This window comes from Adhaeribacter pallidiroseus (assembly GCF_003340495.1).
Lineage (GTDB): Bacteria > Bacteroidota > Bacteroidia > Cytophagales > Hymenobacteraceae > Adhaeribacter > Adhaeribacter pallidiroseus.
Genome location: NZ_QASA01000001.1, coordinates 2,497,591 through 2,516,151 on the forward strand (window position 1 = coordinate 2,497,591; position 18,561 = coordinate 2,516,151).

Here is an 18,561-nt window from a genome sequence, read left to right on the forward strand (position 1 = left end):
AAATGATTTTTTAAATATTTTATTTTTTGAGGTGATCATAGCCTTGGGGCAAACGGGTATATCCGTGGTCCACGAGGCGTTGAGCCAGTTGATCATAGTATTGGGGTTGGGCCGGCAGCGCGGTAGCTAAACCATCGACGTAGCGGTTGTAAAGGCAAAACAAAGCGGCGATTAACACGGTATCATGAATTTCCAGGTCGGTAGCGCCGGCTGCTTTGGCTTGGGCTATAATTTCGGGAGTTACCAACTGGCCACTTTGCCGCACTAAATCCGCGATGGTAAGCAGCACCTTCATTTTAAAACTCAGCGGGGCGGTGGCGACGTCTTCTTTTACCTGCTGAGCTAGTTGCGGGTCGCCGAGCAGCAAATCGGCGGCAGCGGTGTGCGCCGTGGTGCAAAAGGTACATTCATTGCCCGACGAAACAACGGTGGCAATTAATTCGCGTTCGGCCTCGGTTAGCGTAGACGGTCCCCGGAGTAATAACTGGGTTAAATGGCGGATGGGTTCGGCGGAATCCTGCCGGTATTCGAGCAAGCCGGTAATACCCGGCAAATGCGGTTCTAAAGGAATATAGGGCATAAAATAAGCTAAAAAGAATGAAACAGATAGCTGCAGCATAAAACAGCAGTGTTTTGCGGCAAGCAAACAGATGCGAATAGACGGGTTGGGCCACGTTACTCTAACCAGCCGACATTTACAGCCCCGGATAGAATAAACCTGCCTTTACCACCCCAAAGGAGCCTATATGATTTATTTACGACACCGGGAAGTGCAGCAACATATAGCTCTTTCAGAAACTCCGAAAGATTATTCGCAAATCTAAAAATGAAGAATTAACAAGCTATTTCCGGAGGCTCACCGGGTACATCAAACGCTTTGGAAACTGGCGAATGGGAAGGTTGGGTAATATAAATGACCGCTAGTTGAACGGGCGGAGCAAAATGATAATCCAGAATCTTAAAATCGTATTCGCTGTAGAGGCCGCTTTTTTTAGTAGTACCAGCCTGGTTTTTCTTGCTTTGGGGTAAGTCGTTTACGTGTTTGGTATAGGCATTTCGCGCTTTATCCAGGCGCTGCGTTTCCGGGTTGGGCAAACATTGCAGGAAAATAGTATCTCGTTCAATTTTCCGTTTTACGTAGGTATACAATACCCCTTTTATTTCTACCTGACCATCCACCCGTTCATAATCAGGCTTATCAATAATGTAAGGTAAAGAAATGGGGATTTTAAACTGAATCAGTTCACTTTCCTGGTATTGGTTTAAATCCAATTGCGCTACCAGGTTGGTATCGGTGCGGTAAATAAAATATTGAAACAAGAGGGAATAACCAACTATGTTAAATAGATGAATTGCGAGTAAATGAAGGGCAAACAATCGTCTCACTAACGCTACCAAGAGTGGTTATCTAATCCTGCCTAAATCTAATATTTTTCGGATAATATTGTAATATTTTTATTTAATTATTTTCTATTTTAATACGTAGGTTATTTGGGCAAGGTAACACATTGAACATTTTAAGCCTGAATAGTATCAATATTTAAAAAAAGTCAGCTCCAATGCCTGTTTGCATCCATCCTTTAATTTATCAGCAACGACTTTCCTTGTTATATTTTGCACAATTAATCGTCCGTAAGGTTAAATACTACACCATGACCTCACGCCAAAGTTTTATTCAACAGGCTACTATGGCCACAGCCGGTCTGCTAGCACCCCGATTAACGTTCCCCACTTTAGCAAGTCCCTAGGACAAGCCATTCCGGCAATTACGCCAGGCTATGGCTACGCGTTCCCATCTCTTGAAAATTCTTGGATTGGCTGCCGTTTTGAGCGATTACGTCCGGTTTCATGCCGTCAATTTATTACCCGCGACAATAAACACAAAGGTATTCTGGAAAAGTTTGAAAACTTACTGACTCAATATTATTAAATGGACCAACCCTTAACCATTGGTTTACCCTCAGTAAGCTACTGCACCGGAGAGTTAAACTTATCAGCTAATTATTTTAGTGACCTAATTAAAAAAAACGGGTACTACCGCCCAAGAATACATGCAACTAAGAGTAAGAAATATAGCAAAAGAAAGAATATTTGAGCAAAGCAAATCCGTTAGCCAAATTGCCTACGCATTAGGTTTTTAGTATCCCCAGCATTTTACCCGGTTGTTTAAGCAGCGCGTTGGGCACTTCCCAAATGAATACCGCGCTATTATTTAAATGAGTTTATTTAATTAACAGCGCATAAGCAATCTTTGAAGCCGTAAACACAACTTGTATTGCGTGGTACCTGCTAGAAAAATCATAATTTATATCCGATTTAGGAGTTTTTGTCAGGTAAACCGTTATTTAGTAGAAGATAAGGAAAATGGTTTATCTTGTGGTTGTGTGCCCCGGTTTACAGCTGGCGCATTGCCCATTTCTAAATGCAAGGTGCCGCCGTTTATAATATCCTGATGGCGGATAAAATTAGCGGTGTATGGTTTGCCGTTTAAGCTAGCCGCTTGTATATACACCTTTTCTGGGCTATTATTCCGGGCCACAATGGTAAACTGTTTGTTGTTTTCTAAAGTTATCACAATTTTTTGAAAAACCGGGCTGCCTAATACGTACTCGTCCGTACCCGGGCAAACACTGTAAAAGCCTAAGGCACTCAGCACATACCACGAAGAAGTTTGCCCTTGGTCTTCATCGCCCGGGTAACCATTTTCGGTAGCATTATACAACTTACTCATTATGGTGCGGGTTAGTTTTTGCGATTTCCAGGGCTGGCCGGCGTAGTTGTACAAATAAGGCATGTGCTGAATCGGTTGGTTGCCGTGGGCATATTGGCCCATATCGGCCATTACCATTTCCGTCATTTCATGAATCATGCCGCCGTAGGTACCCACTTTTACCTTATTAGGCTGGGTTAAAACCGAATCCAGTTTAGCCGTGAAATTATTTTCGCCTCCCATTAAATTTATCAACCCTTGCACATCCTGAAAAACCGACCATTGGTAATGCCAGGCGTTACCTTCTGTGAAAGGTCCTCCCCACTCTATTGGGTCAAAATTTGGTACCCAGGTGCCATCGGAGCGCCGGCCCCGCATAAATCCACGCGCCGCATCGTATACGTGACGGTAGTTATACATTTGCTTGGCAAATAATTGCTCATAAAAAGAGTTTTGGGTTAGCTTGGCCAATTGGTACCCGCAGAAATCGTCGTAGGCGTATTCCAGGGTTTTGGCAGTGGCTTCGCGGTAATTCGGGTAAGGCACAAATCCCAGGGTAAAATATTCTTTCCAGCCTTCGCGGCCATTAGCCGGACCCCAAGGTCCTTTGTTCGTAACTTCGTGGAGATAAGCAGCTAACGCTTTTTGCGGATCAAAGGTGCGGATCCCTTTTACCCAAGCATCGGCCAGCAGCGAAATAGCGTGATTGCCAATCATACTCCCGGCTTCCCCCGGAAACGACCAGGATGGCAGCCAACCGCATTGCTCCTGGGCATCTAACAAAGCGCTAACGTAACGGCCTTGCATGGTGGGGTGTAAAAGCGTGTTTAACGGAAACTGGGCCCGAAAGGTATCCCAAAACCCGGTATCGGTATACAGGTAACCTTGGTGAATTTGGCCATCGTATGGACTGAAATAGTAAGGCTTACCGGCTGGATCTATTTCAAAAAATTGGCGGGAAAAAAGGCTAGCCCGGAAAAAGCACGAATAAAAAGTAGCTTTCTCGGCTTCGGTGCCACCTTCTACGTAAATCCGGTTCAGGTGCTTGTTCCAGATTTTGGCAGCGGCGGCTTTGGTGTCTTCTAAGCGTTTAAAGGCTCCTAGTTCTTGTTGTAAATTTAACTCTGCCTGTTCCGGACTAATGTAAGACGAAGCTACTTTAGCCTGCACCGATTCTCCGGCTTTAAATTGAATGTAAGCCCCCATACCCGTTCCCTGGGCGGTTAAATTACCTGGCAAAATGGCGTTTTGCCGGTTTTCCCAGGTGCCCTGCGCTACAAAGGGTTTGTCAAATATAATTACAAAGAAATTTTTAAAATTTTTCTGTAAACCGCGGCCGTTATGCACGTAGCCAACAATCTTCCGTTCTTTCGGAAAAATAGTGATGCTACTGGCGCCGGTGTAGCCATCCAGTACCACGTAAGAGGCTTTGGACCGGGGAAATGAAAACCGCGCGTGAACGCCTCGCTCGGTGGGCGCTAGTTCCGTGGTAATTTTATTATCGAGCGTTACTTTATAGTAATGCGGTTTGGCTATTTCATTCTGGTGGTTAAACGTAGCCGCTCTTTTAAATTGACTTACGGTAAGTTGCCCGGTAACCGGCATGAGCGAGAACACGGCGTAATCATTGGTCCAGGAGCTGCACTGGTGCGCTTGCTGAAAACCCCGGATAGAATCGGCAAAGAATTGGTATTTCCAGCCATCGCCGTTGCGGCCGGTCTGGGGAGTCCAGGTGTGCATGGCAAAAGGTAAGGCCGTAGTGGGATACGTATTACCGCGGGTTAACTCGTGTTTCGAGTTGGTACCTTGTAAGGTATTCACATAATGTACCAAATCCGGCAACTTGGCAGCTGACAGACTATAACTGTTGAAAATTAAATATAATATTAAAAAATGCTTTTTTAGTAAAGTATTCATGCAGGTTTCTGATATCCTAAATTTTATGCGATTAATCTTATTTATAAACGGTTGGGAATATGGAGCCAGTAGGTGTTTAATGTTGCGGGTAGAATTACGCCCCATAATACAGGTGCCGGCATTAAAATTTTAAAAATATTGATTGTGACGTTGTTTAAACCTAGCAAGCAGTTGTTCCAGCAGGCACCATTACTACTAACCAGTAACCTAATTACCGAAACAATTTTTCTGCAAAAGCAAAATCTGTTTAATATTACGCAACCGGTTGCGTAATATTAAACAGATTTTGCGAAACGGGCAACTGGATCTTATTTTTTTAAAGGTGAAACAGTTTTTCCTATTTAAAAAAAATCTAACTCTGGAAAGTTCCTAAATTAACACTGGTTTAAACCTGCTTGCAGGACTAATCCCGCTGCAGAGAAAAGTAAAAAATCAGTTAATAAATTTAAAAAAAGCTGCTTGGTAAATAAAGCAAACCGGCAAACAGCTAGGCTTTTGCCGGAAATAATCGGCCAGTAAACTAAGCCCCTATGGCCCCTTTTCGGATGCTTACAATTAATTGTAACTTAGATACGATTAGAAAATAGCTATTAACCAAATACTCTAAAGCTAGGTCAATCACTTGCAAACAGAAATACAGCACTCCAACAAGGCTATTGACGAGCATATTCCTACCAAAGCTTAAACTGGGGAAAACGATTAGCTTATTCTAACTGCAGGAAGGATCGGGATTAGGGTTTACTCTCTAAAATGCATAAAAAAAATTTAGTAGTTCAAGTAAATATTGCTACTACCTAAATTGTGAATAATAGTTGAGCTTTTATTAGGTTAATTACAAGTAACACCCGTTTACATAATTTAAAGCAAAATTTAAATGATTTGACCAGGTTACTTGATCAACTAACTACCAAAACTTCAAACCTCATATCGTCTCATATATCCCATCTCCTAAATTTATTAAAAATTTAAATTTTAAGATGGTCTTTTAAGACAAATATCTAACTTGAATTTGGCTTGTAAGTATACAAAAATTCAATCTCTTTATTCCGTCGTTTCGTGAGACGAGTTTGTCAACTTAATTTAGAACTAGCCAGACTTAACAGTCTAGTATAAAAAACCTCTTAGTTTCTTACTTATATATTATCTCCAGCAGGTTAATCGGTCTAAATTTATTTACTAGATCATAAATCTATACTTGGGAGAATAACTTCCTGAAAGTAATCAAGCGTATTCCCCATATCACCCCGTTCATAGTTTCCGGCAGTAAATACCCCCACTATTTTCAATTGCGGAATTGCTAGAATGAACTGTCCCCCATTCCCCCAAGCTCCAAGAGAAATAATTTTCTTTCCAGAAAGTGTACGCAGTTCTTTAATATGCCACAGATAGCCGTAGTCTACCGTTTCGCTGTATACTTTTGAATGCTTGGTTTGAAGTTGAGTTAAAAATTGGGGCGAAACTATCTGCGTGTTATTCCACTTTCCATCATTTATTACCAGTTGGCCGATCTTGAGCATATCTCGTGATGTCATTTCTGCTCCCCCGGCCCCGTATATCCTGCCAGAGGGATCATATTTGAACGATTTATGGTATATTTCTAATGGGGTAAAAAGATACTTCTCACTAAATTCATCCAGCATCATTCCGGAGGCATTTTCAATTATTCCATTCAAAATATGCATTGCCGCCGAGGAATATTCACATTTTATTCCCGGATCATAGGTCAGTGGCGCATCCAGCATGTAGGTAACCCAATCCTTATTTTCCGTCTGATTCTGTAACGTGCCTTCGTCACCGTAACCGGAGCTAATGAGTCCGGAGGTCATCGTAAGTAAATGGTACACGGTTATTTTCTTTTTTCTTTCATCCCAGTTTTTGGACGGGCGATAGCTCGGGAAATAATTCAAGACGGGATCGTGGACGTTCTTTATATAGCCTTTATCTATAGCTATCCCAACCAGTAAGGCCGTAATGCTTTTATGAGCAGACCGCATTTCATGATGGTCCAGCAGATTACCTTCATTAAAATATCTCTCATAAACCAGCTTCCCATCCTTAGCTAGCAGAAAGCTATGGATATTCTCCATTAAACCTGACTCGATCTTGGCGGTAAGATCGATAATAGATTTCGGATTTACCTTAGCCGTTACCAGGGTACCAGTGGGCCAGTAAAAATATTCGAGTGGACGCGCCTTAGACATTCTTTCTAGGGCCGGTCTCCAGCGGGGATCGTTCCGGAGCGGTGCTAACCGCTTTTGGGATTTTGCTCTTGAAATATCAAACATGCCCGCAGCAATGGACATATCTAATGTTCGAAAGGCTTCATCGATCTTAGAAGCCCGAGAATTCATGATAGTAGCGTCCCAAAATTGCTCAAAGTTTTGCTTGCCCTTACGTTCTGCTGCTTTCACAAAATAAGTGGCGGCACTTTCCCATCTTCCGGCTGTTCTTGCATTCAGGGCTAGTATGTAATTCTTCTTCCAACCGCTAAATTTATCTGCATCCTGCTGTATTTGATTTATTTCTTCCTCAATTAACTGTCTGGCATTCCTGAAAACCAAATTGATAGCTTCAAAGGAAGAGGCTTCATTATTATAATCTTTCAAAATGTGCTCATATTGTTTTTCGGGCTTCAGCAAGGCAATGGAATTCCGCACCATTCGCATGACCGGCCTCAAATGCTGGTAATCGCCTTTTATCATAAGAGAAGCCTGGTACAAAGCACAAAACAAGCTAAACTTTCCGCCTTCGCAGATCCTAGTGTCTTTTCTATTCCAATTTTTACCCCCTTGTAGCAATTTAACAGCCGTATCAAGAATCTGCAGATCCAACTCGGAAGCAGCCAGGAAATTACCCTGTAGCTGCGCATCTTCCGCGTTAGAAGGCCGAATTGTGATATAAATGGTATCGGTTTTATAAACCCCGGTGCCCGCAAAATGCAAGATAGAATCGGACATTAGTTGCAAGGCACAATTATAAGTGGCCCCCTTCCTATTCCATTTAAATACCAGAGAAGAATCGCCTATTAGCACGTCTGTAAAGGCTACTGGTACTTGTCCGTAAGGAGCGTACACGATGTTCCATGACTTATTTATCTCTTGTACTTCGAAGCGGCTTTGTTCTGTCTTTCCTTTGCTGATAACTTTACCAAAGAGTAAGATATCGCGGCCTTGGGACCAGCCGGTAGTAATATGGAAAATTAAAATTGCAAGTAGTAAGTAGTTTTTGATGGCCATAATATTCGTGTTGATTATGGCAATAGTAGCTCATACAACTCACCCAAAAGAGGCATTATGCATTTTGACACCTGTTTCTGACTCTTTTAATTTTTTTAAATAAGCAGCAGGAGGCATTCCGGCTAGCTTTTTAAAACTTCTAATAAACGTAGATTTAGAGTTAAAACCACACTCGTATGCTATTCCTTCCAGGGTAAGATGGTTATATGACGAATTCATGGCTTTTCGCTTTACCTCATTTATCCGGTATTCGTTGATATAGTCCGAGAAGTTTTTGCCGGCACCCTGGTTGATGATACGGGTTAGGGTATTATGATGAATGTCAAGTTCGACAGCCAGCATTCGGAGCGTCAATTCTGGATTCAAATACTGCTGACCACGCGTAATTTCCCGATTGAGCCACTCACTCTTTTCCACCAATTCAGGTAGAGGAATAGCGTTTGGTTGCTCCTTATCGGGTTGCTTTTCATAATTAGGTTGCGGTGGAAGGTCAACTGTCAGCGCGGGCCTGAGCAGCGTCTCGATACCCATCCATATAGCAGTGGCGGCAATCAGGAAATAAACGGTATAATAATGGGTGGCAGGAAGTTCGTAATTATTTAAGAGGTAATCGTACAAAGTGAAAGGTACCCATAGCACCCACATAACGGCGAATGCCCGGAGATCTTTTATTAACCAGTCCAATTTATATTTTCCGGCATTACTAAAGTGTAAGTTCAGCTCAATTTGAAAGAGGTTAATTTCTTTTAAACTAAGGGCTATGTAAACGATTATGGAAGATGTAGTTAAAAGCTCTACAACCGGGTTAATGATTTCATAAATATTAGTTAGATTAGGTTGCTGAACACCATCGGTATAACCCTCCCAGATGTAGAAAGTCTGGGCTGTCACATGAATAATTAAAGGTAAATAATGCAAGTAGTCCTTCTTGCTGGATTTCCATTCTGGGTAACAAACGCTCTTTACATAGAAGAATACGGAAGGCCCCAGCGTAAGGGTAAAATTAAAGGGCAACCAGTTTAATATAGGATAGTATAAGCCCAGGGTAACATCTTTGACTATTATCCCAAAAAGCCAGAAAGATATGGTTAAAAGGAAAAAAGTCAGAAATTGAATAGATGGTTGTTTAATGCTTCGGGCAAGAATAAGTAACGAACTTAAAAAGGCAGAGGCAACCATGCCGATTAATAGCATGATATTTCCCAGGGTCAAGAATAATTGATAGGTCATAAATCAGCTGATCCAGCTTTTTGCATTCTTAAATGAAAGTAAGATAATTATTTATTAGGAATTACTTATTCTCCTTCAGCGCTGGTTGCAGCGGAAATTATAAAAAGCGACAGCATAAAAATAAGTCTAACTAAGTACACTTTATCCCTGCTATCTATTTTGTTTTATCAGGAGGTTAGCTATTTTTAACCTACATGCGAAAGCATACGCTAATTACCCTGTACTTCGGCTGACACCCTCGCATCAGGTATGCACAAATACATTGTAGCTTTTTAATTATACAAAATAAAGAAATTAACCCCTATTTAACCTAACAGTCGTTCTAGGTGAATCTGCGTTTACAGCATCCTAAAGAAGACTTTTCTGGAACTATTTTATTGTACTTTGGCATGGTGAATTCAAACTATTTTAAACCTGATTATTGCTCTCTTCCTCTTGCCCAACCTATAGATAAGAAGTTTTTGATTGCCTAATTTTGATCGCCTCACCCTCCAGAATAATATCAGCTGCAGCTGGCGGTAAAGGTTTGAAAAGAATTTAATGAAGTAAAGGCTGCCACCTTTTAAATGCCTTCTTTGAAGAAAACAAACCGAGTCTAAAAAAGGAGATTATAACTAAGTACTGCCGGGTACCTAGTACGAAAAACTTGAACCAACCTCTAATTTCTTCCGGTATTCTCAATTAGACTACGAAAAGTCTCCATTAGGCTACAAGCCGCACTGGGCAGCTGCTGATCTTTGTAGTGTTATTCATGTAAACTTTAAAATTATGGCACATCAAAATGAAACTTTAAAGGCTATCTCTCTACCAGCTCCTGGTACTTCTTCTAAAGTTTGGTTCATTACCGGCGCTTCGCGGGGTTTTGGACAGGTTTGGACGGAAGCTGCCCTTAAGCGGGGCGACCAGGTAGCGGCTACCGCCCGTAAACGGCAAAGCATTGCCTTCTTGCAGGAACAGTATGGGGAAAACGTGCTGACCCTGGAGCTAGACGTAACGAAGCCCGAGCAGGTAAAGACAGCGGTGGCCCAGGCTCATGCTCATTTCGGCCGGCTGGATATTGTTCTCAATAATGCCGGGTATTCTCTGGTGGGCACGATTGAGGAAGCCCGCGCCGAGGATATTCGGGCCCTTTATGAAACGAACATCATTGGCCCAGTGGCAGTTATTCAGGCGGCCTTGCCGCTATTGCGGAAACAGGGATTCGGGCATATACTGGGTACCTCCAGCAACCTCGGCCATGTGACCGCACCGGTTATCGGTTATTATTGTTCCTCCAAATGGGCCTTCGAAGCCATTCACGAAAGCCTGGCCGCCGAGGTGAAACCTTTTGGCATCAAAGTAACCATCATCGAGCCGGGTGCTTACGCCACCGAGTTTGGCAGCCCGGAGTCTTTAAAGTTTGCTCCCGGCCTCGACCTTTATAATGATTTTAAAGCCCAGTTTATTCAAAGTTTAAAAACGATGGAAAGGGGCGATCCCCAGGCAACGCCCGAAGCGCTTTTTAAAATTGTGGATGCCGAAAATCCACCGCTACGGTTCTTCCTGGGCAGTCATTGTTTGCCTTGGGTGCGCACGGCCTATCAGGAGCGGTTAGCCACTTGGGAGGCGTGGGAAGCTGTTTCTAATTCGGCTCAGGGCTCATCCAGATAAAAGAACTTGTAAATAAACCCGTTACTTGTTAAAACCTGAAGGATAACCGATATTTAATTAATGATCGGTTATCCTTTTAATTAAGTTCTCCGCTATGAAAAAGGAAGAAAACAGCCCTCAGAAATTTGCGTCGTTATCCCAGGCCCACCAGGCGATGGGTTTGCCTCAGCCCCAGCATCCGTTGGTCAGCCTGATCAACGGCTCCCATACCCGGGTGGAACCGGTTAGACTTCCCCAATACCACCTACTGAGTTTTTATAAAATATCCTACAAACCCAAACTTAGCGGCAAGTTAAAGTACGGCCAGAGTTATTACGATTTTGATGAAGGGGGTTTATTATTTGCTTCCCCCGGTCAGATTATTGGCAGTAATGACAACGAGGCCAGCGTTTGTTCCGAATACACTTTGCTCATCCATCCGGATTTCCTTTTAGGTTATCCCTTAGCCAAAAACATAAAGCAATATAATTTCTTTTCCTATTCCACTAACGAAGCTTTGCACCTTTCGGCCGAGGAAAAAGCAACGATTATGGCGTTATTTAAAATGATGGAAAAGGAACTAAGCAGCCGCATCGATGACTTTAGCCAGCCGGTGGTTATTGCCCAAATGGAGCTGTTGCTGAATTACGCTAATCGTTTTTACAAACGGCAGTTTCTTACCCGCAAAGCCGTTAACAGCGACCTGTTGCAAAAGCTGGAAGAAATTTTAGACCATTATTTTGCGGACGAAAAATCTTTAATCCAGGGAATCCCAACCGTTCATTATCTTTCGGAAAAACTGCATATATCACCCAGTTACTTAAGTGATCTGCTGCGCTCCCTCACCGGACAAAATGCGCAGCAGCACATCCACCATAAACTGATCGAAAAAGCCAAAGAAAAATTGTCTACCACCAACCTGACCGTTAGCGAAGTGGCCTATGCGCTGGGCTTTGAACACCCGCAATCTTTTAGCAAATTATTTAAAACCAAAACCAACCTATCGCCCCTGGAATTTAAACGATCTTTTAATTAACCGCTATCAGCCGGTAATAAACGAATCTGTTAAGAAAGGGAAGACTTCTCAGAATACTGCTTTTCTAAAGGTTGTGCAATAGGTTTTTACGAAGTGCTTGAGTAATTGTGCAGCATTAGTAAAAGGCTCAACGGCACAGGTAACTAACCGGATTTAATCCTATTCGGAAGTTGATAGCCAACAATTTGTTTTAGTTAAAACTGGTAAGTTCCGGCCATAGCTATACCCTAAATGTATAAAGCTATGCCGGAGTTTACCGGGTGCCTGATAGGTACGAATAGGTAAAACGACTTAAATGCGATAACCTGTTTTAAGCTTATTATTTATTTTAAAAATGCGGGAAGTACAGTATTCTCCTAAACTGGCCAGTATACTGTAAACCGAAACTAGACTATTTTAAATAATCTTTATCGTACATGAAAGATCAAATAGCTTTAATCACGGGAGCTAGCTCGGGTATTGGCAAAGTAACGGCTTTCGAACTCGCCCGCCAGCAATATACTTTAATTCTGATATCGCAAAACGAAGGGCGCGGTACCCAGATCATCCAAGAAATTCATAAAACATTGCCAGATGCGGAAGCCGAGTTTATGCCCTGCGATTTAGCCGATTTGCGGGCAGTCCGGCAAGTGGCGGCTACTATCCGCCAAAAGTACCTCTACCTCGATGTTTTTATTAATAACGCCGGTATTTTGCCCGGCCAGCGCGAAATTACGCCCGATGGTTTTGAACGCTCCTGGGCCACTAACCACTTAGGACCTTTTCTGCTGACAAATCTATTATTGGATTTAGTGCAGCAAGCACCGGCCGGCCGAATCATTAACGTTTCCTCGGACGTCCATCGTTTTGGGAAAATAGAATTTGATCCGGCCATACATGATAATAAATACAGCGCCCTTGCCGCTTACTGCAACTCGAAACTAGCCAATATATTATTTACCTACGAACTAGCCCGCCGCTTAGAATCTACGGCTATAACTGTAAATACCTTACACCCGGGCGCGATTGCGAGCAATTTTGGCCAAACCAGCAGTGGTTTTTTAAAATTTTTATTTCGGCTAGGCCGCCCGTTTATGAGTACCCCGGAAAAAGGAGCCAGCACCGTTATTTACCTGGCCACCTCCCCGGACGTAGCCCATAAAAGCGGGTTGTATTTTGAAAATAAAAAGGCCGTTAAATCTTCTAAACTATCGTATAATCAATCCTGGGCCCAGCGGCTTTATCAGGAAAGCTGGGTCCAGGTAAAATTTTAAAAAAGTAAAAGACCGCTGGAAAGATACCCTCCCGTTTTCGCATTAGATGGTTCCTTTATCCGGTTACATGTTGCCCTAGTATAACTTGTACCCGGTACTATTGGAATGTTTTAATGTTTTTCCAGTATAGATCTGGGCAGAATATAGTTTACCCACCCCCAGCTAAATGGCACCAATGTTCATGTTGCTGTTTACTAGAGATCTTTCCCTTTTTATTTCTTCCCCTATCCTTCTTTATCTGCTACTATAAAATATGGATTATCGTACTTGTTGGGTTCTTTTTTAGAGGAAGGGTGCGGAAAGTACGTGAAATTATCCTGAGTACGGTTAAACCGGAATAATCCCTGCTGATAAGTGCCTATCCAAAGAATACCTTTGCTGTCTTCAAAAATGGTGGTGATAACCCGATTAGCCCGTTCCTTTTTATCGGTAGTTTCCAGATTATATACTTTCAGGTTATAGCCATCGTAGCACACCAGCCCGTTTTGCGTACCAAACCACATGTAGCCCAGCTTGTCCTGCAAAAAGCAGGTGGCAATATTTGCCGGCAAACCGTTTTTACCGACAGTTGGTTAAAGTTCAGCTCCCGTATCTGGCCCAAGGGCACTGAAGGAAAGAAAAAAGAATAAGATAAAGTAAAGCTTTCTCATGCAGCCGTTTTAAAGATGAAAAATCACGGGTAAGCGCAAAAATTAATGATGGGTAAGCGGCTCCTTTTTTCTCCTGCTGAAAACCAAATTATTAGCTAGTCTTGGCACGAGGACAAACAGTAGCTAAAATCTACCTATTTATTTTCAGAATTTAGGCAATTATTTTTTCAATATACCTTTTATAATCAGCAAAATATAGTTGCCATCGCTGGTCAGGTTATCCATTTATCCCGGTGATCACCCCACATGTTTTATCCCAAACTATGGTACCTGATTTAGGCGAATCCGACTACCAAGAATAAAATGTAATCGCCTGTTTTTGAAGAAAATAGGTGAATAAATAAATTACTAAAAGCTTAGGAAAAGATAGCACAAGATCCTTTTTTAAAAACACCAGCTAGTGGCAGAACTGGTAAATGTAGGCAGCTAACATGCTTGTTCCTATACCTAAGATTAGGTATTTTGCACCAGAATTTGAATCCAGATTGTACGAAGGACAACGAGTAGAATAGCTTAAAATAGAAATGGCGCTTACTCCCTTCAAGAACCTATTATAAAGCTAAATTTACGTACCGTACGACAAACGGCTTTGCTTACTTCCGTAAAATTGGTGTTACATTTTGGTTTATAACCAATTATAGGTAAAATAAAAAAACCAAAAAAATAAATGAAAATATATGTTATGGAATAAAGTCTTAAGAAAGACCATTATCCGTGATACAAAATAAACCTGCAAAACTAAATTTATAAGAAAGGCAGATTTAATAAAACCTATGATATAATCCAAAAAATGCCTTATAAATAATTAATTTATAATGCATTTTGAATAATCCAGTGATCCCGCTGGGATTCGAACCCAGGACCCATACATTAAAAGTGTATTGCTCTACCAGCTGAGCTACGGAATCTTTTAGTATCTTTGCAATAAGGATGTGTTTCTCCGAATTGCGATGCAAAACTACAGGAGAATTTTTAGAATGCAAAATAGTTGTCTTAAATATTTAACGATATTTTTCGTTTTTTTTAACAGCTTTCTTCAACCGGTTTACTGTCAGCCTACTACTGCGCGGGTAGTAGTTGCCGATTCGTTGTTTAATCAGAAACAATACTTAGAAGCTTTCGCCAAGTACGAACAAATTTTAGTGGAAGATCAGCAATATTCTCCCACGATGCTTTTAAAAATGGCTTTTATAAAGGAAGGATTGCGTGATTATACCGGCGCAATGTACTACCTGCATTTATACTACGCTAAAACACCTAACCGCACTGTATTACGAAAAATGGAAGACTTGGCGCAGGCGCACCGGCTTACCGGTTATGAATACAGCGATTTACAATTTTTTAAAACCCAATTCCGGAAATACTATCAGAACATACTGGAAGGTTTACTGCTGGTTGCCGTGGTAGTTATTACTTTTACCCTGTTCCGGCACACAACCAAACCAATTACCAATTCTTTTAAGATTGGATTTACGCTTTACTTAGCTTTTATTTTCTACTACATTAATTATTTAGATTTTGGCCGGGAGGGTATTATCCGGTACAAACAAATTCCGGTAATGTCGGCTCCTTCGGCGGGCGCGACTTGGTTAGCTACCGCCAATCCGGGACAGAAACTGCAACTAATTGGGGAAGAAGATATCTGGTACGAGGTACGCTGGCAGAAACAAAGGGCCTTTATTCGGAAACAAAATATTTTAGTATTACCCTAAAGCGAGTTTCTGCTGCTCTTCTTTTCTATTGTACCAATCAAAATTAAACCATTCGTTATTCTGACTCCCGCCAAAACTCCCGCAGGTAAAATTGTAGCTTCTTGTATATTAATTTTTAATTTGTTTAAAAGGAGAATCTTTTTCTTTGGCCATTACCTTATAAACAAGCTTATCCGTTAAGCTGGGAAACCATTTATTTAAAAAAACCGTGAATTTGCCTTGCGAAGTCATGATTATTTCGCGTTGACGCCGTTGGGTGGCTTTTAAAATGCGTGTGGCCACTTCCGTAGCCGTCATCATTTTTTCTTCGGCCCGGGGCGATTCGCCCTGGATGTTACCGGTGGCGTTTAAAGCGGTATTGCGGATGTTAGAGGCTGTAAAACCCGGGCAAGCCACCATTACATGTACACCTTGGTGCATCACTTCGGTGCGTAAAGCTTCTAAAAAGCCTTGCATGGCAAACTTAGAGGCAGAGTAACCCGTACGACCGGGCAAACCCCGGTAGCCCGCAATAGAGGAAACACCAATCACCGAGCCCTTACTTTTTAAAATATGCGGCAAAGCGTATTTGGTAACATAAACGGTACCATAAAAATTTATATCCATTACCTGCTTGATAACGCGTAAATCCAGATCCTGAAAAAGCGCCCGCATGGAAATACCGGCATTGTTAATTAATACATCCAGACCGCCAAAATGCGCTATGGTTTCCTTTACTAATTTTTGCGCTTCTGTTTCTATACTTACATCACTTTGTACCGTTAAGTGGGTAATTTGCTTTTGGGTTAATTCTTCGGCGGTAGATTTTAACTTTTGCAGATCTCTTCCGGAGATAACCACGCGGGCTCCAGCCTCGCCAAACGCCAAAGCACAGGCTTTACCAATACCCGAAGTGCCACCCGTAATAATTACTACTTTATCTTTCATGGGACTTTATTAAACAAAAACAAAAGTAACTTTCCGGCAGTAAACTAGCTTATTTTTTAACGAAGTCCTGATTCTAATTTCTAAATTTTTTGGCTCGGGTAAAACTGCGTAATTTTGCCGGACTGTGAAGAAGAATAAGAATTTACCTGTTATTACCCATTTGCGCATCGAAGAAATGGTGGCCGAAGGCAATTGCTTGGCCCGGCACGAAAACCGGGTTATTTTCGTGAAAGGGGTAGCACCCGGCGATGTAGTGGATGTACGAATTACCAAGCAAAAGAAAAATTTTTGGGAAGGCACCCCGGTTCGTTTTGTATCTTACTCCCCCTTGCGCGTAGAACCTTTTTGTGAGCACTTTGGTGTGTGCGGCGGTTGCAAATGGCAGCACATTAGCTACGAAACCCAGTTGCATTATAAGCAAAAGCAAGTAAAAGATAACCTGGAACGGATTGGCAAACTGGCCTTACCGGTAATTGACCCAATTGTGGGTTCGGCCAAAACCACCTATTATCGGAATAAGCTGGAGTATACTTTTTCAAATAATGCCTGGCTTACTACGGAGCAAATAAAATCCGGTAACGCCTTCGACCGCGATGCTTTAGGTTTTCATATTCCCGGTCGGTTTGATAAAATTCTGGATATTAAACATTGCTATTTACAAAACGATCCTTCTAATGGCATACGTTTAGCCGTGAATAAATACGCCAAAGAGCATGATTTAGAGTTTAATGATTTGTACAAAATAGATGGTTTTCTGCGGAACCTGATTATTCGAACCGCTAACACGGGCGACATTATGGTTGTTTTGCAGGTATACCACAATGATGTGGAAAATATAAGCAGTTTGCTCGACTTCCTGCATCAAGCTTTTCCGCAAATTACTTCGTTGCAGTACGTGGTTAATAATAAAGGCAACGAAACGTTCCACGACTTAGACGTTATTTGTTTTAAAGGTGAACCGTTCATCCACGAAGAAATGGAAGGATTACGTTTTCGGGTTGGCCCAAAATCGTTTTACCAGACCAACTCGGAGCAAGCTTACGAGTTATACCGCTTAACCCGCGAAATGGCCGAATTAACCGGTTCAGAATTGGTGTATGATTTATATACCGGGGCCGGAACTATCGCTAATTTTGTGGCTCGCCATTGCCGGTCGGTAGTTGGCGTAGAATACGTACCCAGCGCCATCGAAGATGCTCAGTTAAACTCTCGAATCAATAACATTACCAATACCCGCTTTTTTGCCGGCGACCTGAAAGACGTACTGACCCCAACGTTTGTACAGGAGCATGGCTCACCCGATGTTATTATTACAGATCCACCGCGAGCTGGCATGCACCCCGAGGTAGTAGCTCGGTTATTAGAAATACACCCCAAGCGCATCGTGTATGTAAGTTGCAATCCGGCAACACAAGCCCGCGATTTAGAATTACTTGCGGAAAAGTATAACGTAACCCGGGTGCAACCCGTTGACATGTTTCCGCAAACCCACCACGTCGAGAATATTGTGGCACTAAAAGCTAAAAAATTTTAAAAAATCTTGGTGAATTCAGGATATCCGAAAAATTCTGAGAAATAAAGCGGTGTTTACAATATTTAATAAGCTGTTTGCACCGCAATAAAATAAGCAACGTTTACGTAAACACATTTTTGAACTATGCAAAACGATCCTGAACTGAACGGTAAGTATTTAGGTACGATAACACAAGACTTTGCTACGGTGGCCGATACTTTGAAAGAAGCTTCCTATCAAATCCGGAAGCGTACTATTTCGCGGTACCCGATATTTGTTTTTACCAAAGAAGCCACTTCCATTGGCTCTTTACTGATTAACGCGGACGAGTTGGCTTTGCAGTGGCACATTTATGCTTCTTACCTAGATGATTTTGTAGGCCGAAAAATTATTGGCTTAGATAAAATTGATGATTTTGAGCAAGCTTATAAAAATCCGGATGAATTTTGCTGCCTTTTCGTAATCGATGTGGAGTTTACCAATTTCGTATTTATACCTTTTCCGGAAGATTAGTAAAAATTCTGCCTTTAGTGTTAAATTTTTAAAAATTACTTCATGAATCATTCGCAAGGCTCATAATTTAACTAAAACCTTATTTGTTCTAACTCCACTCTCCGGAGGGTTTTGCGCATTACCTAACGATCGCGTATTTTTATTAGCTTAAAACCTGCTTGGTTGGAGTTTCTTATTTTTATTTCGAGGCAGCCCTGATAAAGTGTCCGATTTAAAACAATTATGCCATCATCCG

General features: G+C 41.9%; 13 protein-coding genes and 1 tRNA gene. 6 read left to right on the forward strand and 8 right to left on the reverse strand.

From position 1 onward, the window contains the following. Nucleotides 1-19: 19 nt before the first annotated feature. From AHMF7616_RS09890 to AHMF7616_RS09920, 5 genes are all read right to left on the reverse strand, one after another. Nucleotides 20-619, reverse strand: coding sequence for a carboxymuconolactone decarboxylase family protein (locus AHMF7616_RS09890; protein ID WP_233507452.1), 600 nt, complete (start codon nucleotides 617-619; stop codon nucleotides 20-22). 215 nt (nucleotides 620-834) lie between these two features. Then, complete coding sequence (locus AHMF7616_RS09895) at nucleotides 835-1,320, reverse strand: hypothetical protein (protein WP_115372744.1); 486 nt, start codon at nucleotides 1,318-1,320, stop codon at nucleotides 835-837. 1,021 nt (nucleotides 1,321-2,341) lie between these two features. Next, the gene (locus AHMF7616_RS09905; protein ID WP_115372745.1) at nucleotides 2,342-4,627 is read right to left on the reverse strand and encodes a GH92 family glycosyl hydrolase; all 2,286 of its coding nucleotides are present in this window, start codon (nucleotides 4,625-4,627) and stop codon (nucleotides 2,342-2,344) included. 1,181 nt (nucleotides 4,628-5,808) lie between these two features. Next, complete coding sequence (locus AHMF7616_RS09915) at nucleotides 5,809-7,863, reverse strand: serine hydrolase domain-containing protein (RefSeq protein WP_115372747.1); 2,055 nt, start codon at nucleotides 7,861-7,863, stop codon at nucleotides 5,809-5,811. 39 nt (nucleotides 7,864-7,902) lie between these two features. Then, nucleotides 7,903-9,093 carry a helix-turn-helix domain-containing protein gene (locus tag AHMF7616_RS09920; RefSeq protein ID WP_115372748.1) on the reverse strand — a complete coding sequence of 397 codons (1,191 nt, stop codon included), beginning with the start codon at nucleotides 9,091-9,093 and terminating at the stop codon, nucleotides 7,903-7,905. A 768-nt stretch (nucleotides 9,094-9,861) separates the two neighbouring features. On the opposite strand from AHMF7616_RS09920, the gene AHMF7616_RS09925 reads away from it, so the two are divergent. From AHMF7616_RS09925 to AHMF7616_RS09935, 3 genes are all read left to right on the forward strand, one after another. Further along, nucleotides 9,862-10,743 carry an SDR family NAD(P)-dependent oxidoreductase gene (locus AHMF7616_RS09925; RefSeq protein WP_115372749.1) on the forward strand — a complete coding sequence of 294 codons (882 nt, stop codon included), beginning with the start codon at nucleotides 9,862-9,864 and terminating at the stop codon, nucleotides 10,741-10,743. Nucleotides 10,744-10,837: 94 nt separating this feature from the next. Next, nucleotides 10,838-11,758 (forward strand): helix-turn-helix domain-containing protein, encoded by a 921-nt coding sequence (locus tag AHMF7616_RS09930; RefSeq protein WP_115372750.1) that lies wholly within the window; start codon nucleotides 10,838-10,840, stop codon nucleotides 11,756-11,758. 416 nt (nucleotides 11,759-12,174) lie between these two features. Next, nucleotides 12,175-13,011, forward strand: coding sequence for an SDR family oxidoreductase (locus tag AHMF7616_RS09935; protein ID WP_115372751.1), 837 nt, complete (start codon nucleotides 12,175-12,177; stop codon nucleotides 13,009-13,011). A gap of 224 nt (nucleotides 13,012-13,235) precedes the next feature. Here AHMF7616_RS09935 and AHMF7616_RS09940 read toward each other — a convergent pair whose 3' ends face one another. Beyond that, the gene (locus AHMF7616_RS09940) at nucleotides 13,236-13,562 is read right to left on the reverse strand and encodes a ligand-binding sensor domain-containing protein (protein ID WP_115372752.1); all 327 of its coding nucleotides are present in this window, start codon (nucleotides 13,560-13,562) and stop codon (nucleotides 13,236-13,238) included. Nucleotides 13,563-14,496: 934 nt separating this feature from the next. Further along, nucleotides 14,497-14,569: transfer RNA gene (locus AHMF7616_RS09945), tRNA-Lys, on the reverse strand. A gap of 69 nt (nucleotides 14,570-14,638) precedes the next feature. On the opposite strand from AHMF7616_RS09945, the gene AHMF7616_RS09950 reads away from it, so the two are divergent. Further along, complete coding sequence (locus AHMF7616_RS09950) at nucleotides 14,639-15,373, forward strand: tetratricopeptide repeat protein (RefSeq protein WP_115372753.1); 735 nt, start codon at nucleotides 14,639-14,641, stop codon at nucleotides 15,371-15,373. Between the two features lie 108 nt (nucleotides 15,374-15,481). On the opposite strand, the gene AHMF7616_RS09955 is transcribed toward AHMF7616_RS09950, so the two are convergent. Then, nucleotides 15,482-16,300 carry an SDR family oxidoreductase gene (locus tag AHMF7616_RS09955; protein ID WP_115372754.1) on the reverse strand — a complete coding sequence of 273 codons (819 nt, stop codon included), beginning with the start codon at nucleotides 16,298-16,300 and terminating at the stop codon, nucleotides 15,482-15,484. Between the two features lie 175 nt (nucleotides 16,301-16,475). On the opposite strand from AHMF7616_RS09955, the gene rlmD reads away from it, so the two are divergent. Continuing rightward, on the forward strand, nucleotides 16,476-17,834 hold the full coding sequence (gene rlmD / locus AHMF7616_RS09960; protein WP_115375539.1) for a 23S rRNA (uracil(1939)-C(5))-methyltransferase RlmD: 1,359 nt from the start codon (nucleotides 16,476-16,478) through the stop codon (nucleotides 17,832-17,834). A 123-nt stretch (nucleotides 17,835-17,957) separates the two neighbouring features. Beyond that, nucleotides 17,958-18,326 carry a hypothetical protein gene (locus AHMF7616_RS09965; RefSeq protein ID WP_115372755.1) on the forward strand — a complete coding sequence of 123 codons (369 nt, stop codon included), beginning with the start codon at nucleotides 17,958-17,960 and terminating at the stop codon, nucleotides 18,324-18,326. Nucleotides 18,327-18,561 lie beyond the last annotated feature (235 nt).

Bases quoted from the DNA above. Each gene is read 5' to 3' on its own strand.
- AHMF7616_RS09890 (WP_233507452.1), bottom strand. From the start codon at position 619: ATGCTGCAGCTATCTGTTTCATTCTTTTTAGCTTATTTTATGCCCTAT.
- AHMF7616_RS09905 (WP_115372745.1), bottom strand. From the start codon at position 4,627: ATGAATACTTTACTAAAAAAGCATTTTTTAATATTATATTTAATTTTC.
- AHMF7616_RS09915 (WP_115372747.1), bottom strand. From the start codon at position 7,863: ATGGCCATCAAAAACTACTTACTACTTGCAATTTTAATTTTCCATATT.
- AHMF7616_RS09920 (WP_115372748.1), bottom strand. From the start codon at position 9,093: ATGACCTATCAATTATTCTTGACCCTGGGAAATATCATGCTATTAATC.
- AHMF7616_RS09925 (WP_115372749.1), top strand. From the start codon at position 9,862: ATGGCACATCAAAATGAAACTTTAAAGGCTATCTCTCTACCAGCTCCT.
- AHMF7616_RS09930 (WP_115372750.1), top strand. From the start codon at position 10,838: ATGAAAAAGGAAGAAAACAGCCCTCAGAAATTTGCGTCGTTATCCCAG.
- AHMF7616_RS09935 (WP_115372751.1), top strand. From the start codon at position 12,175: ATGAAAGATCAAATAGCTTTAATCACGGGAGCTAGCTCGGGTATTGGC.
- AHMF7616_RS09950 (WP_115372753.1), top strand. From the start codon at position 14,639: ATGCAAAATAGTTGTCTTAAATATTTAACGATATTTTTCGTTTTTTTT.
- AHMF7616_RS09955 (WP_115372754.1), bottom strand. From the start codon at position 16,300: ATGAAAGATAAAGTAGTAATTATTACGGGTGGCACTTCGGGTATTGGT.
- rlmD (WP_115375539.1), top strand. From the start codon at position 16,476: ATGGTGGCCGAAGGCAATTGCTTGGCCCGGCACGAAAACCGGGTTATT.
- AHMF7616_RS09965 (WP_115372755.1), top strand. From the start codon at position 17,958: ATGCAAAACGATCCTGAACTGAACGGTAAGTATTTAGGTACGATAACA.